Below are 14,836 nucleotides of genomic sequence, written 5' to 3' on the forward strand. Positions count from 1 at the left end.
CCCTCACACCGCCGACCGCGCCCGGAGGTCCCGGTCCACCTCAGACCGCAGGTGGACGCCGACGTCCCCGGCGGCGTCGTTTCACCCTATCGGTCGGCCTGTGCCTTACCGCAACCCCACCCGCACGGGGTTCAACAGCCGCACCGGGCCGAGCAATCCCGAGGCCAGCAGCGGCTCGTCCTTGTCGTAAAACTTCCAAGTCGCAAACGACACGCGCCCACCGGCGGGCTTGGGCTCGCCCCGCTTATACCAGTCGGGCAACTCGCCGATACCGCCGGCTTCGACGCCACGCTCATCGGCGCGGCCGAAGTGATCCTCCACCGGCAGGAATTCGTCACCGATCAAACGATTGGGCCAGAGCGTGGTGACCTGCACATCCAGTTCATTCACGCCGGCATGCACGAAGTCGGTCACGTCGAGCCGATACGGCTCCTTCCACACGTTGCCGACCGGACGGCCGTTGAGGCTCACTTCGGCGATGACCTCCACCCGACCGAGGTCGAGCACCACGCGTCGATCCGACGCCAGCCACGCCTCGGGAACGTCAACGCTGTGTCGATAACTCGCCGTGCCCGCGAAGTGTTTTACGCCGAAATCCGCGTGCCGATGCAGCGACTGCAAGGCCGGCAACGTAATGGAATCCGGCGCACCCCGATCGGCCTGGAACGCCACGGTCCATGCGCCGTCGAGCGTGATCGGCGTCGCCACGTCGACGACCGTCGTCGCCCCGTCATCCAAGGCGTAAGCGCCGCTCTGCCACACCACCGCGCTCACGCGGTCTGCCGTGTCGCTGCCCGTGTCGCGCGAAACTTCACTCACCACCGGCAAGGCCAGCGGTGGTGCGCCGGCCGCGAACTGCTGCGCGAGTTCCGCCCCCTCCAGCGCGCGCGCCACGCTCAGCGCCGGCGTGGTGTTGCCTTCAAAATAATACACCACGCCACGTGACGGCGGCGGTCTTTCGCCAGCCGCTCGCGTCAGGCGTTCGATGCCCGGGAAGCTGAGCATGTAATCGACCGGCGGTGGCGGCGCGCCCACGCCCGAGTGCACGATCGCACCGGACTTGAGGCCGGTGTGCACGTGCGCGCCGTTCACATACAACTCCGGCACGCCGTCGCGATAGACCACGGCCACATGCGTCCAACCCGAGACGGGCTGCTCCCACACCAGCACCGCCGGGCAGGACTCGGTCGCGCGCTCGACCACGAAGATGCCGTTGCGCCCGACCGCCAAGCCCGCCGTGGCGTGACCCGCGCCGAAACGCACGTCGCCCGGATCGGCCGGGATCGCGTAAAACTTGCCGACTTCATCGATGCGGCCGGTCGTCGATTCCTTCGGCATGACGCGCAGGTTGGTGTCGGGCTTGACCCAGATCGCCATGGTGAAATCGCCGTGCACATCCAGGGCCTCGGGCGCGACCGTCGTCGCCGCCAACACGGGTTGTCCGTCGCGCGTCAGGGTTGCCGCCGCCGCCGCGATCGGTTCGACCGCATCGGGCAGCAGCACGAAAACCGATTCGCTCGGTTCGAGCCGCAGCGGCACGAGCGTCCGGTCTCCATCATTTGAATACACCGCCAGTCGCTCATGGCGACCGCTCTCCGGCCACCACAACTGCGGCTCGCGACCGGCCATGTCGCGCAGCGAAAGCGTGAGGTCCTCCACCGCGCGTTGTTTGTTGCCGATGAAAAACAGATCCGCGCCGTCCAAGCGGCGGTGGGCCCAGGACAGCGCCGTGTCGGCGCGCGGGCCGGTCCAGGTCACGTCGGGCGCGAGTTCGAGACGTTGCAGCGCCTCGCCGATGCTTAAGCCGGTCCAGACGCGATCACCCTGCGCCCAGAGCGCGTCGGCCATGGCCAGCATGTGCGTTTCGCTTTGCGGATACCCGGTGAGCGTGGGCGAGAACTCGGGCTTCGGTCCCAGCACGGTGCCGCCGGCGGCCACAAATTCGCGCAGCTTGGCCAGCACCGTCGGGCTCATTGCCCGCAAGTTATCCGGCAGCACCAACAACCGATAGCGCCCACCTTCCGGCAGCGTGTAGGCGCCGTCGCGCACCGTGATGCGATTGAGCAGCGCCTCGGCATTGATCAGGTCGTAGGTGTAGCCCGGTGGCAGCACCGGCATGGCGTATTGCGAAGGATCGGGCGAACGCTCGCCGATGAAGTAGAGCACGTCGGCCGCATAGGTGCCCTGCCGCAGCAGGAACTGGCTGCGCGCGATGGTATTGATCCACTCGCTGCTTTTCAGGAACCAGGTGTTTGTGCGCTCAATATGCGAACCATACGGGCCCTGCGCCATGCCCGGACCGGCCGTCGGATGTGGTTGATGCGCCCAGCGGTGAAAGACGATGTGGTTCATGCCGTGGGCAAACATCTCGTCGCCCAACGCCTTGAACGCATATGGGTAGCCCAGCCAACGCGCGCTCTCCGACCACCCGGTGAATGACTCGGCGGCGACCACCGGCTTGCCGTAGACGTGCGCGGCCGAGGTCACCATTTTGACAACGCGGTTCGGCGTCCAGGGCGTGCGCGCCCAGAACTCGGTGGTGGGCACGTCGGGCAGACCGGCGACCTGCAACTCGTCGAAGTTGCCCGGCCCATAACCCTCGATGAAAAAGCGCAGGCCGTGCGCGCGGGCATGTTCGCCCATGCGACCGTAGTAGTGCTCGGCCATGAGCTGCGCCTGCACGCGGCGGAAGTCGTAGAGGAAGCGCTCCGACACGCCGGCGTCGCCCACGATGCGGCCGGTGAGCGCCGGCAGGTAGGGCCGCAGATCGTAACCGGCGCGGGCGGCAAACTCGGCGGGCATCGCCGCCGTCCAATTCTGCATGCCCGCCTCGTAGCTATCGATGGTGAGCGTGGCCGGGCCCTTGGCGCCGACGGCGGTGGCGTCGGCCATGACCTGCTTGATCACGGTGTTGAAATGGCGATCGACCGCGGCGGGGTTAAACTTGTCGCACTCCAGGCCGGTGCCCGCGACAGAGGCCGCGACATTGGTTTTGCCGGTCGGTGTCTGGCCCAGCCGCAGCACGATCCAGGCGCCGGCCGGAGCATCCCATTGCAAGCGGCCGTCGTTCACCTGTGCTGTGAGGTCGAGCACCGCGGCCGGATCGATGGTCGCGGTCGGCGAAACCGGCGTCGGGAGCTTGAGTTGACCCGACACGCGGTAATCGAAATTGGCTTTCGCCACCCAGTCCGAGACGCGTGGCGTGCGGTGTAACGCGAGGTCGCCCAACTCGCCGTCGCGCGTCGCCGTGAAACGCGCCACGCGGATCGCGCCCGTCTCAAACGAACGCACCGCCGGCGCGATGATGCCGTGGCGCCCGGGTGAGGACACCCGGGTCACGGCCGCGAAATCCGTGCCGTCGATCGAGGCTTCAAATTGCAGGTTCGGAAAACGCCCGTCGCGGGTCGGTTGCGCGGTCAGGGCGTGCAGCGCCACCGGTTCGGCGAACACGATGTCGAGGGCGTCGCCAGCCTTGAGCTCGACCTTGGTGTCCCAGGAGCCGTCGGCCAGGATCGCCGGATCGATGGTGCGGCCGTCACTCACGGTCACGCGCTCGATCGCGCTCAGGTAGGGCGTGGTCTCCGCCGCCGGCGCCGGGAACGCCAGCACCGCGATGTCGCGATAATACCCCTCGTTGATCTGCGGCTGCGCGAGCGCGAGGTCGACCGAGTGCCCGCCCACGACGGTCGTTTCGCTCCACACCAGTTGCTGCATGGCGAGTTCGGGCGTGATCCAAGGACCGCCGCTGCTGGACCAACCCGGCGCGTTGTGCATGCCAATCTCGATGCCGAGGCGGTTGCCCTCGCTGATGGCGTGGGCCATGAGGCTGCGCCACTCCTCACCGAGGTAGGTGGCAGGGCCCTGCGGCAGGTAGTCACCGCCGTCAAAAGCCATCACGCCGCCCATTCCGACCGCGGCCATGGCCTCGATGTCGCGGGTGATGCCTTCGCGCGACACGTTGCCATTCATCCAAAACCAAAAGGCCCACGGGCGGGTCTCGGGCGGCGGCGCCGCGAAGCCCGCGGCGAGCTCGGGGAACGGCTCGGCCGCACGCGTGGACACGGGTGCGAGGCAAACCACGATGCCGGCGAGACCGACGGCCAAGGAGAGGAACGGAGACAGAAAACGAGGACGGGGCATGGCGACAGGCAAGGGGTTCACGCTACGGTTCAGGCGGGGCAAAACAATGGGGGATCCTCACCCTACCGTATGGAATCCGCGTAATTCCTCCGGGATTCGCCCTAAAACTGGACGGATCCTACTGCCCATGGTGGACGCCGACGTCCCCGGCGGCGTCGCGTCGGTAGGGTCGGACCGCCGGGCCGACCGCGCCTGAATGGCTCGTGCTCGGCCACGTTCCCCGACCCAACGCCGACCGAGCCCGGAGGTCTCGGTCCACCTCGGACCGCAGGTGGACGCCGACGTCCCCGGCGGCGTCACGCAGGTAGGGGCGAACTGAGAACGGCGCGCGTTGCGCCGCTCAGAAGCCGACCGTGCCCTCGATCTCGATGCCGTGGGCTTCGAGGCCGACGATCCGGCGCTGCGAGTTGGTGAGCAACTGGATGCGTTGCAGGCCGAGCTGACGCAGGATCTGGGCGCCCACGCCGTAATCGCGCAGGTCCATCGCCCCACTGTCGACGCCGCTGCTGAGGCGACGCACGAGCGCAGCCGAGCAATCGGCCGGCTCCATGCAGAGCACCACGCCCGAACCGTTTTTGACGATGGCGGCGATGGCTTCGTCGATCGATCCCGCCGTGGCTTGGCGCGCATCCTTGAAGACATCGGTGAGCAGATTCTGGCTGTGCACTCGCACGAGCGCGGGACCATCCCCCACCTCGCCGTGAACCAGCGCCAGGTGGTGGCGATTATCCAGGCGGTTTTTAAAGACGTGGGCCTGGAAGGTGCCAAAGGCCGACTCAAACGGGGCGGAGCTCACCTCATCGACGAGGCAGTCAAAGCGCAGGCGATGTTCGATGAGCTGCGCGATCGAGATCATTTTCAGGCCAAACTCGCGCTTAAATTTCAGCAGATCGGGCACGCGTTTGACGGTGCCGTCGTCGTTGACTAGCTCACACAGCACGCCACTCGGCGGCAGTCCGGCGAGCACGGCGAGGTCGATCGCAGCCTCCGTGTGCCCTGCCCGCTCCAGCACACCGCCCGGACGGGCGCGCAGCGGGAACACGTGGCCGGGTTGCACAAAGTCATCGGGCGTCGAGGCCGGATTGGCCAACAGGCGAATCGTGCGGGTGCGGTCGCTCGCGCTGATGCCAGTGGAAATACCCTCGCGGGCATCGACCGTCACGGTGAAGTCGGTGCGATACACCTCGCGGTTGCGGGCCACCATCGACCCGAGGCCGAGCGGCGCCAGGCCGGCTTCGAGCATGGGCACACAAACGATACCGCTGCCATAGCGGATCATCATGTTGACCGTCTCGGGCGTGGCTTTGGAGGCGGCCATGATGAGGTCGCCCTCGTTCTCACGGTCGGCGTCGTCGGTCACGATCACGAGTTTGCCCGCGGCAATATCCGCGATGGCGTCCTGCACCGAATCAAAGATCTCAGACTCATTCATCTGCATGCGACCGCCACCAGACACCCAAGCGGCCTCGGCTGTCAAAACCCGTCCATCGAATTACCGCATGAGTTTGGTCCCGGCGACAGCGCGCTCCCCGTTGCGGGCCGGCCGACGCGGCCCATCGCGGTTTCTTCCGTGCTTCGGAGGTATTTTCGGACTCGTTCTCGGCGTGGGTCCCTCATCTGCTGGTGGGCTCGCTTGGCGTCTCGCCACGCCCCCGCCTTTTCGACTCAGTTCCCACTTTCGCTGTCCATTTCAATGAAAACCGTGCCCGCTCCGCTCTTCAATTGGCTCCAGAACCGCTCCGCCGGCGTGCTGATGCACCCGACGAGCCTGCCCGGCAACCAAGGCATCGGGGTGCTGAGCGCCGCGGCGGTGGAGCCGTTCCTGGATTTTCTGTCGGCCGCCGGCCTGCGCTACTGGCAAATCTGCCCGCTGGGGCCGACCGGTTACGGCGATTCGCCCTACCAGTGTTTTTCCGCCTTTGCCGGCAATCCCTACCTCATCGACCTGCAGGTGCTCGTGGAGGCCAAGCTGCTCTCGTCGGCCGATCTCATTCCCTTGCAATCCCTCCCCACCGGCAAGATCGACTACGGCTGGTTGTGGTCTCTCAAGTGGCCGCTGCTCTTCAAAGCCTTCGATGCCTTCGTGGCCGCCGGGCGCACCTTTGACCGCTACGGCGCTTTTGCCGACTTCCAGGCGGCGCAGGCCAGCTGGCTCGAGCCCTATGCGGCGTTTATGGCGCTCAAGGACGCCCAAGGCGGCAAGGCGTGGTGGGAATGGCCCAAAAAGATCCGCTTCTTCCGCGATGCCCGGAAGTCGGCCGACTACAAAAAAGTCGCGCTGCGGGCCGAGGCCTACGCCTTCTTCCAATACCTCTTCTACGGCCAATGGAATGCGGTGCGCGCCCTGGCCGCCGAACGGGACGTCCAGATCATCGGCGACGCGCCCATCTTCGTGGCCGCCGACGGCGCCGACGTCTGGTCGCACCCGGAGCTGTTCCAGATCGACGCCAAGACCGGCCAACCACTCTTCGTGGCCGGCGTGCCGCCCGACTATTTCTCGGCCGACGGCCAGCTCTGGGGCAACCCGCTCTACGCGTGGGAAGCCCACGCCAAAGACGGTTACGCCTGGTGGCTCGATCGCCTCCGCGCCAACCTCGAGCTTTGCGACATCGTGCGCATCGACCATTTCCGCGGCTTCGACACCTATTGGTCGATCCCGGCCGGCGCGCCGACCGCACGCACCGGCGAGTGGAAGGAAGGCCCCGGCCTGGCCTTCTTCGAGGCCGTCGCCAGCGCCCTGCCCGACTGCCAACTCATCGCCGAAGACCTCGGTGAACTTTCCCCCAGCGTGGTGGAGTTGCGCGACCGCACCGGATTGCCCGGCATGAACATCCTGCAGTTTGCCTTCGGCGGCGACGCCAGCAACCTCTACCTGCCGCACAACCTCACCGCCAACAGCGTGGTGTATCCGGGAACCCATGACAACGACACCAGTCTCGGTTGGTATCGCACCGCCGACACCAAGACCCAGGACCACGTGCGTCGCTACCTGCGCGTGTCCGGCGAAAACATCGGGTGGGACTTCATCCGCAGTGCCTACGGCGCGGTGAGCAATCTCGCGGTCGTGCCGCTGCAGGACTACATGAGTCTCGGCAGCGAAGCCCGCTTCAACAGCCCCGGCAAACCGCAGGGTAACTGGCAATGGCGCTACAGCGCCCAACGGCTCGGCGACCTGACCGAAAACAGCGCCCCCTACCTGCGCGACCTCGGCGAACTGACCGGCCGCTGCGCGCCGGCAGAAGGCTGAGCAGCGCGAACGAAAACGGGTTTACGCTGAGGGCGAATCGTCCGCGGCGAAGCAGGCGGCGACCGCCTCAACCGCCTCGTGGGCGTCTTCGCCGTCGGCCTCGATCTGGACGGCGGCGTTCAGACTGGCGCACAACACCACCAGACCGAGGATGCTTTGCGCATCCGACATGCGACCATTGAAGCGTAGGCGCACCTTCGAGTGGAAGATGCGCGAGGCGCGGGCAATCTTGGCGGCCGGTAAAAGGACTAAACCGTGTTTCCACGGCACACGGACTTGGGTCGTTTCCATGGGTATCGTCGTTCGAGGGCTGTGGACCCCATGCTCCGCCGCGAGTTCGCGGAATCTTCATGACAGTTTTGAAAGGTTGCGGTGGGCGGTGAGCCCCGATCGCTGCAACCGCGACGAATTGGCTGGGCCTAGTGCACGCGCGGAAGGCTGACCGCCGTGCGTTGTCGGGCATAAAGCCCGACCCACAAGGAGGTTGTCGTTTCGGGCATGTGGGTCGGGCTTTACGCCCGACACCCCGAAGATGAGACACCAGCCACTGGAGCACTCGTCGCGATTTTCTCCAGCTCGTGACCAACCTTGGCTGGCCTGTCGTGGACTGATGCCTCCTTGTTACGAGCGACTTGACCATGGAAAACGAGCCAGACCCCTCCCCGCCTGCTTCGGATTCTGCCGCCCCGACGTCGACCGCTTCGATGCCCCTGTTGGAGCGCCTCGCGGCGGATCCGCGTCGGTGTTGGGCCGTCGTCGGGGCGATGGCGCTGATCCCGTTGGTGATCGGTTTTGGCTTGTTCACGCCCGACGCGCTGCGGGCCAAACTCTTCGACTTCGGTTACGGCATCATGACGGTGAGCGTGCTGCTCCTGGCCGTCGCGTTGATCCGTTTGCTGGTGCGCGCCCGGGCATCGATTCGGTCGCGATTGGTGGGCCTATTAACGACGCTCTTGGCCGTTGGCGCGGTGTGGTTGTGGGTGATCTCGGGCGATGAACCCGGCTACAAGGTCTTAATGGACGAACCCGCCTTGCAGGCCACCGCGCTGCACCTGCAGGAGACGCGTCAGGTCGGCACCACCGCACTGGCGTTTTACCACGGCAACGACTTGCGCACGCAGGTGCGGTTCCTGGACAAGCGCCCCTACGCCTACGCCTTCGTTTTGTCCGTCCTGCATGACGTGGTGGGCTACGCTGAGTCCAACGCCTTCGTGCTCAACCGACTAGCCCTCGCCCTCTTCCTGCTCTGCACCTACCTGCTCGCGGTGCGCGCGGCCGGGCTGATGGCCGGACTCGTCGCCCTCGCCCTGCTCTGCACCCTGCCCTTGCTGTCGCAGACGGCCAACAGCGCCGGAATGGAGATGTTCAACCTCGCCCTGCTTTCGCTCACGGCCTTGCTCGCGGGGCGCTGGTTGGAGCGGCCCAGCTCCGCGCGGTTGGACGCGTTGTGTTTCGCAACGGTGCTCCTGGCCCAGAGCCGCTACGAATCTGCCGCCTACGTGGTGGCCGTGGGCCTCGTCATCCTGCTCGCATGGATCCGCGCGCGGCGTCCGATCCTGTCGTGGGGGCTGCTGCTCACACCGTGGCTGCTCATTCCCAGCGCGTGGTTGCATCGCTTCGTCGCCGCGCAACCCGTCCTGTGGGAACTGCAGGAAGGCCAGACCTCGCGCTTCGATCCCGCCTTCTTCAGCTCCAATCTGCGCGGAGCCTGGAACTATCTCAGCAACCTCTCGCCCGACCTGCCCAATTCACCGGCCATTTTTGGCGTCGGCGTTCTCGCCGTGCTGGTGCTGGCGGTGTGGTGGTTTCGACCCGCTGGGCGCAGCACGTTTTGGCAGGCGTTGCGGTCGGGCCAACCGCTGGCGCCGCGCGCCAGCTTTGCCGTGGTGCTGCTCGGGTTTGGGCTGATCGTCGGCCTCAACCTCCTCCTGCTGCAGTTTTATTATTGGGCGCGTCTCGATGACTACCTCGCCTGCCGCTTCAGCCTGCCGTTCATGTGGTGGCTGGTTTTGGCCGCTGTAGGGGCGTTGGCACTACACGGTCGACGCAGTGGCCGTGGTGGCCGCGTGGTGCCGCTTGCAATCGCGATGCTGGCGGTGGTGGGACCAACCCTCGGCCTGCACACGCTGCCGGCGCGCGCAGAGCGGGTTTACACCGTGAGCAATCTGGTGACGCAGGAGATCGATTGGGAGCGGAACGCGGCGGCGGCCTTGGCGGTTCCGCGCCATCAATTGTTGGTGCTCTCCAACAAATCGGCCCTGCCGTGGATTCTGCAAGGCGTGCCGGCGCTGGAACAGCCGCTCTCGCCGCAGCAGTGGGCCGAGCTGCACACCAACGTGTCCGCCGGCGCCGTGCCCTTCCTGCTCCTGTCGCAGCGGCTCACGCGCGCCTCTGCTGATGCGACCTGGACCGTCAACGACGGCGACCGCCCGCCCGCAGGCTGGGAGGTGCGGGTGCTCGGCGAAACGATCATCGGCCAGCGTCTCATTCGACTGGTGCAACTCATCCCGCAACCGACCGACTCTGCGTCGTTGTGAGCGAGTCCGTGCCAGCGTCGCCCTCGCCGCCCACCGCGGCCGCCCGTGATCCGTTCTGGGACGTGCTCAAGGGCGGGCTCATCCTCCTCGTGGTCTGGGGGCATATCATCCAGTATCAGTCCTACGGTTTGGGCCCGGATGCCGACGGCGTTGCGGGCTATCTGACGGATCCGGTTTTTAAACTCATCTACCTCTTCCACATGCCGCTGTTTATGGCGGTGGCGGGGTTTCTCTTCGCGCACGGCCTCAACCGCGATGCGTCGTGGTCCCGGGCGGCGCGCACGCTGCGCCGACTGGTGATCCCCACTCTCGCGTGGTTCTTCATCCTGAAACTGTTGCTGGCGTCCATCCGCGTCTGGCAAGCCGACGCGCCGCTCGACTACCTACAGGCGGTGTTTGCTCCCGGCTGGCTGCGCATGGAGATCCTCTACCACGCTTGGTTCGTCTGGTGCGTGGTGGGGTTTGACCTGCTCTTTCTGCTGCTGCGTCGCCTCAACGCCGATCGCCCGTGGGTGGTGGGGTTGTTGGTTGTCGCGTCGTGCTGGCTGCCGGATGTGTCGGTGCTGTTCCTGGCCCAATTCACCTTCCCTTACTTCTGCCTCGGTGTGTTGTTGGCGCGGACGCCGTTTCCGCAACTGCGCCCAGGAGCGGTCCGTTTGCTGTGGTGGTTCAGCCTCATCGCCATCCCGGCCTACCTGCAATGGACAAGCTCGGACTATGCCTACCTCTACAACTGGAGCGTGCCGATCTCGGGCGTGGTTTGGCTGGCAATGAAACACCTCTCGGTCACCGCCATGGTGGTGCTGGTCTTCCTGATCTTCCGGACGGTGTATCCGCGCCTGCCGCAGCGGGGTCTGGTCCTGCTGGGCCGCCAATCGCTCCCCATCTACCTCGTGCAAGGATTCCTGCTGGCCAGCCTGCCGCTGCTGGAGCTCCCGTTGCAGGGCACGTGGTGGTTCAGCGTGACCCTGGCCCCGCTGCTCGCCTTCGCGCTCACCCACGGCCTCGGCCAACTGAGCGAGGCGCTCAGTCGCCGCCCTCGGCTGGCTCCCCTGCTCACCGGGCGATCACAGAACTGAGTGCCCCGATGGCACGGCGGAGGGGCAACGGCGGCGCGGCGCAAGCACCGGCCCTACACCGGAGTCGCTGTGCCCGTAGAGCCGCCGTGCTACGAAGCTCCGTGGCTACGAGCGTGAGCGAGTGGATTGAGCGGATCGTCGCCGACGCCAGCATACCAACGCGCCGACCACCAGACTCGCGCTCAGGCCGACGGCGGCTGGCTCTGGCACCGGACTGACCGAGGTCGCGACGAGGCGGAAACCGAGGTAGTCCAATTCACTGCCCGGCAGCCGCGTGGTGGCGCCAAACGTAGCCGCCATGCGGTCGTAGTTAAAATAGATGCTGCCGCCGCGAATGTGCTCCTGCGACTCGATGCCATCGGTCGGACTCGCGGTCCACTCCCACACGTTTCCGCCCTGATCGTAGGTGCCGAAATAACTCGGGCTGTTGGCGAAACTGCCGACCGGACGCAGGTCGCCGAACTCCGGCGTCGTGTCGCTGACCGGCGTGTAGTTGGCGCCGTTGTTGGAAGCCAAATCGGTCGAGCTGGGCGCACTGTCACTCTGGGACGGATACAACCAATACCCGCCGGTCCCGCTGTTGAGGGAGGGATCAAAATAGGCGGCTTTATACCACTCGTCGATGGTCGCGATGGCGAAGCCCCCGTTGTCCATGGCGGACGCGTTGCGCAGGGTGTCGGTCGAGATCCCGTTGTAGACGCCCGTCTCAGTGTCGCCGGTCCCCTGCCCGTTGGTGAGCCAATTGCAGAAACGCATGGCGTCGAAATACGAGATCAGGCTCACCGGTCGGTCCGCCCAGCCACTGTTCAGCGTGTAGGTATAGGATCCGGCGCTGCCGCTGCGCTGAATCCCGCCACTGGCCATCGAAGTATGATAGAGCCCGTGTGTGTCGTCGGCCGCCTTGGCGTTGAGGAAGGCGGTGTATTGGGCGTTGGTCACCTCGTAGGTGCCGATATGATAGGTGTAACTCACGGCGCCCCAACCGGTGCGACTGTCGGCCGCGTTGCCGGTGGATCCAACCTCCACCGTGGCAATCGAAACGTCCGACTGGGCCAGCGACGTGGTGAGGAGCAATAGTGAACAAAGCAGCGGGGTAAGACTCGATTTCACGATGCCCCAAGCTCCAGCAAGTCATGGGCTAGAAAATGTAATTATACGGATGGTGAGATTATATCACTATCGTTAATTGCTAACTTAAGCGTATTCGGGCGCAGCAGAGGAAAAAACTACGCCGATCGCCTACTGCGGGCGATTGACCATCAGGTTGTAATATTCCTCGCGCAGCTGCTCGCGCTCCTCATCGGTCACGCCCCAGATCGCAGACTGCTCGATGGCGGTGATGAGGTCATTCATGGCGCGGGCAAATTGGGCACGCGCTTCGGCGTCTTCCGCCCGTTTGGCTTTGGTGCCCAGGATATCGAAGCGATTAAAGAGCAGCCGATCAAAGGGCCCCAGATGCTTGCGGATCAATGCCTCGGCTTTGGCGGCATCGGTCATAAACTCCTCAATGACCACCTTGTCTCCTTCGCCCTTGGGTTGCTCGACCTGCAGGCGTGGCAGCGGCCAACTCGGCAGGCGTTTGGATTCCACGGTGACCTCGGGCATCCGCACAATGTCTCCGTCGGCGGACGGTTCCTCCACCTCCTCCCCGGCAGCCACCCGCGCCAGATACTGCTGATTCACTTCCAGCACGAGCGGCGGAATCCGCTCCAGCCGTGGCCGCGGTGCCGGCTTCACGCCGCCGGTCGACGACGGCTCAGGCGCGGACTCGGGAGCAGGTGTCGGCGGAGTCGCCTCCGTTTTGGCCTCGCTGTAATGCGGATCAAACCGCGGGAACAGCGCGGCTGCCTCGCGGCGATAAGACGGCTCCTGAGCGAAGGCGGAAACCGTCGCTACGGCTGCGATCACAGGAAACATCCATCGCCATGAAGCCGGTCGGGGCATGAGAGACTTCTAGCCTCAAACGATTTGCAGGCAATGCTCGATCCTGCAGCGGCAGACGATGCCGCCGATCGGATCCGTGGTGATTTCGAGGGCCCGCACGCCGCGATTGATCGATATGAAGTCGCTGTCTACCATCCCGCGCATGTCCTCCCGCTTGAGAAAAGCCTCTGAAGCCGCCTTCTCGCTCTCACGCAAAGAGCGCGCGGCCTTGGCCCATGCGCTAATTCAGAGCTTGGACGCGGCCAGCGACGAGAGGGTCGAAGCGGCTTGGGACGCGGAAATCAACCTGCGCCTGGACGCGGTGGACGCGGGACAAACGACCGAGCGCGACGCCTTTGTCGCGCTGGACGAGATCGAGGCCCGCTTGCGTGAAACCCGTTAAGCTCCTCCACGAGGCTGAAACCGAGTTGTGGGAAGCGGCCACCTACTACGAAGTCGACCGCTTCCCCTTCGCGGTGCATTATCGGGTTGAATCCGACTGCATTCGCGTCGTTGCGATTGCCCACGGACGCCAAAAACCGGGCTACTGGAGAAAGCGTCTTTAGCCTACAGCCGCTTGATCGGCCTCCATTGCAAAAGGCCCTCAAGATACGCCCAGTGGTATTGAGCAGGATGGAAGGTGTGGGGGGCTAATTCCGACTGCTCAGAGGCATGGGGACGGCGGTGGGCAATGGTGGCGCGGCGCAAGCACCGGCCCTACACCGAGTCCTGTGCCGGTATGGCTGGCAGCGCTTCCTTGTCCGCCGAAGCCTGGGCGAAGGCGGAGCGGCGTGCCGCTCCCTGCTGGTCCGAGACTCGTAGTGCCCATGCTGAATCTTCCCGGACCTGCTGCTTGCCCTGACTATCGCTTCATAGCGGAGCCTGTCCTCGGCGCCGACCACGTTGGTGCGGCGCTGCAAAACTCATCAGAAAGGAACTCACATGACTCCGCTCAGCAAAGCTCAGTTCGTTGCCGCCCTCGATACCGCGGGCGTCGACGACACTCAGAAACAGCGCTTCCATCAAGCGCTCGAACGCACCGCGCCGGACGGCCACCAGGCCCTGCTCGATTGGCTCGGAATCCCGGCGGCCGAAGCCGCAACGATCCGCGCCCAGTCCCGCGACTGATCGCGTTTACGGAAGCTCGCCGCTCCCCCGTGCCAATGTCACGGTTGGAGCGGCACTTTCCAGTCGCGAGTGGCCCCGCGCCGATTTCGCCCTACGTCTCACGTCCATCGTCCCTTTCCCCATGAAAACCGTCCGCACTGTCGCTGCCGCCCACGGTCTTTCCCGCGCCACCCTGCTCTATTACGACCGCATCGGTTTATTGCGCCCCTTTCACCGCACCGCTGCCGGCCACCGCCTCTACTCGGCCGAGGATGAAGCCCGCCTGGCCCGCATCCGCGAATTACGCGCCGCGGGTCTGCCGCTCGCCGACATCGATGCCGTGCTGGAGCCCAACCCGCGCTACCGCTCCTCCCTCGACGAGGCGCTCCACCGCCGTCTCGAGGAATTGAATACAGAGATCGCGGCGCTGCGTCGGCAGCAGCACGTCATCCTGTCTTTGCTCAAACCGGAGACCGACTCACCGCCCACCCGTGCCCTGACCAAGGAACGCTGGGTGACCATCCTCAAAGCCAGCGGCATGACCGACGCCGACTGCCTCCGCTGGCACGTAGAGTTTGAACGCCTCTCCCCCGAAGCCCATCAGGACTTCCTCGAGTCGCTCCAGATCCCCGCCGCCGAAATCGCCCAAATCCGCGCCCGCTCGCGTCGCCCAGGTTAGACGATGGTTCCTCAATCTCCACGACTTATGGTTACTCCATACTCCGGTGCTCCGATAAGCTGCATTCTAGATTGAAAACGTTGGAGCATCCGTTGTGTGAAAACTACTCGCCTCCCACGGCGCT

The 14,836-nt window shown here is 65.3% G+C and carries 12 protein-coding genes; 7 read left to right on the forward strand and 5 right to left on the reverse strand.

Translation table 11 applies throughout. From position 1 onward, the window contains the following. Positions 1-105: 105 nt before the first annotated feature. Positions 106-4,140, reverse strand: a complete 4,035-nt coding sequence (locus K1X11_RS02645) for a glycosyl hydrolase (protein ID WP_221032409.1) — start codon at positions 4,138-4,140, stop codon at positions 106-108. A gap of 340 nt (positions 4,141-4,480) precedes the next feature. Then, on the reverse strand, positions 4,481-5,572 hold the full coding sequence (ribB, locus tag K1X11_RS02650; RefSeq protein WP_225919627.1) for a 3,4-dihydroxy-2-butanone-4-phosphate synthase: 1,092 nt from the start codon (positions 5,570-5,572) through the stop codon (positions 4,481-4,483). Between the two features lie 138 nt (positions 5,573-5,710). Here ribB and malQ point away from each other — a divergent pair, with 138 nt between their 5' ends. Beyond that, positions 5,711-7,387: a 4-alpha-glucanotransferase gene (malQ, locus tag K1X11_RS02655; protein WP_324726068.1), complete on the forward strand. Its 1,677-nt coding sequence runs from the start codon at positions 5,711-5,713 to the stop codon at positions 7,385-7,387. A 21-nt stretch (positions 7,388-7,408) separates the two neighbouring features. On the opposite strand, the gene K1X11_RS02660 is transcribed toward malQ, so the two are convergent. Continuing rightward, positions 7,409-7,678, reverse strand: coding sequence for an HPr family phosphocarrier protein (locus K1X11_RS02660; protein ID WP_221032412.1), 270 nt, complete (start codon positions 7,676-7,678; stop codon positions 7,409-7,411). Between the two features lie 413 nt (positions 7,679-8,091). Here K1X11_RS02660 and K1X11_RS02665 point away from each other — a divergent pair, with 413 nt between their 5' ends. Both K1X11_RS02665 and K1X11_RS02670 read left to right on the forward strand, forming a co-directional pair. After that, positions 8,092-9,924, forward strand: a complete 1,833-nt coding sequence (locus K1X11_RS02665; protein ID WP_221032413.1) for a glycosyltransferase family 39 protein — start codon at positions 8,092-8,094, stop codon at positions 9,922-9,924. Next, positions 9,921-11,003, forward strand: a complete 1,083-nt coding sequence (locus tag K1X11_RS02670) for an acyltransferase family protein (RefSeq protein ID WP_324726069.1) — start codon at positions 9,921-9,923, stop codon at positions 11,001-11,003. The genes K1X11_RS02665 and K1X11_RS02670 overlap by 4 nt, the downstream gene beginning before the upstream one ends. Before the next feature lie 105 nt (positions 11,004-11,108). Here K1X11_RS02670 and K1X11_RS02675 read toward each other — a convergent pair whose 3' ends face one another. Beyond that, a complete protein-coding gene (locus K1X11_RS02675) occupies positions 11,109-12,113 on the reverse strand; it encodes a formylglycine-generating enzyme family protein (protein WP_324726070.1) in 1,005 nt (334 codons plus the stop codon). A gap of 129 nt (positions 12,114-12,242) precedes the next feature. Beyond that, positions 12,243-12,920, reverse strand: coding sequence for a hypothetical protein (locus K1X11_RS02680; RefSeq protein WP_221032415.1), 678 nt, complete (start codon positions 12,918-12,920; stop codon positions 12,243-12,245). Positions 12,921-13,089: 169 nt separating this feature from the next. On the opposite strand from K1X11_RS02680, the gene K1X11_RS02685 reads away from it, so the two are divergent. The 4 genes from K1X11_RS02685 (at position 13,090) to K1X11_RS02700 (ending at position 14,712) form a co-directional block, all read left to right on the forward strand. Continuing rightward, entirely contained in the window at positions 13,090-13,329 is a 240-nt protein-coding gene (locus K1X11_RS02685) for an addiction module protein (protein ID WP_221032416.1), read from the forward strand. Next, the gene (locus K1X11_RS02690) at positions 13,316-13,492 is read left to right on the forward strand and encodes a hypothetical protein (RefSeq protein WP_221032417.1); all 177 of its coding nucleotides are present in this window, start codon (positions 13,316-13,318) and stop codon (positions 13,490-13,492) included. Before K1X11_RS02685 ends, K1X11_RS02690 begins: the two co-directional genes overlap by 14 nt. Positions 13,493-13,868: 376 nt before the next feature. After that, positions 13,869-14,054 (forward strand): MerR family transcriptional regulator, encoded by a 186-nt coding sequence (locus K1X11_RS02695; protein ID WP_221032418.1) that lies wholly within the window; start codon positions 13,869-13,871, stop codon positions 14,052-14,054. Between the two features lie 121 nt (positions 14,055-14,175). Beyond that, positions 14,176-14,712 carry a MerR family transcriptional regulator gene (locus tag K1X11_RS02700; RefSeq protein WP_221032419.1) on the forward strand — a complete coding sequence of 179 codons (537 nt, stop codon included), beginning with the start codon at positions 14,176-14,178 and terminating at the stop codon, positions 14,710-14,712. The last annotated feature ends 124 nt before the right edge of the window (positions 14,713-14,836 follow it).

It is taken from the genome of Actomonas aquatica (assembly GCF_019679435.2).
Classification (GTDB): Bacteria; Verrucomicrobiota; Verrucomicrobiia; order Opitutales; family Opitutaceae; genus Actomonas; species Actomonas aquatica.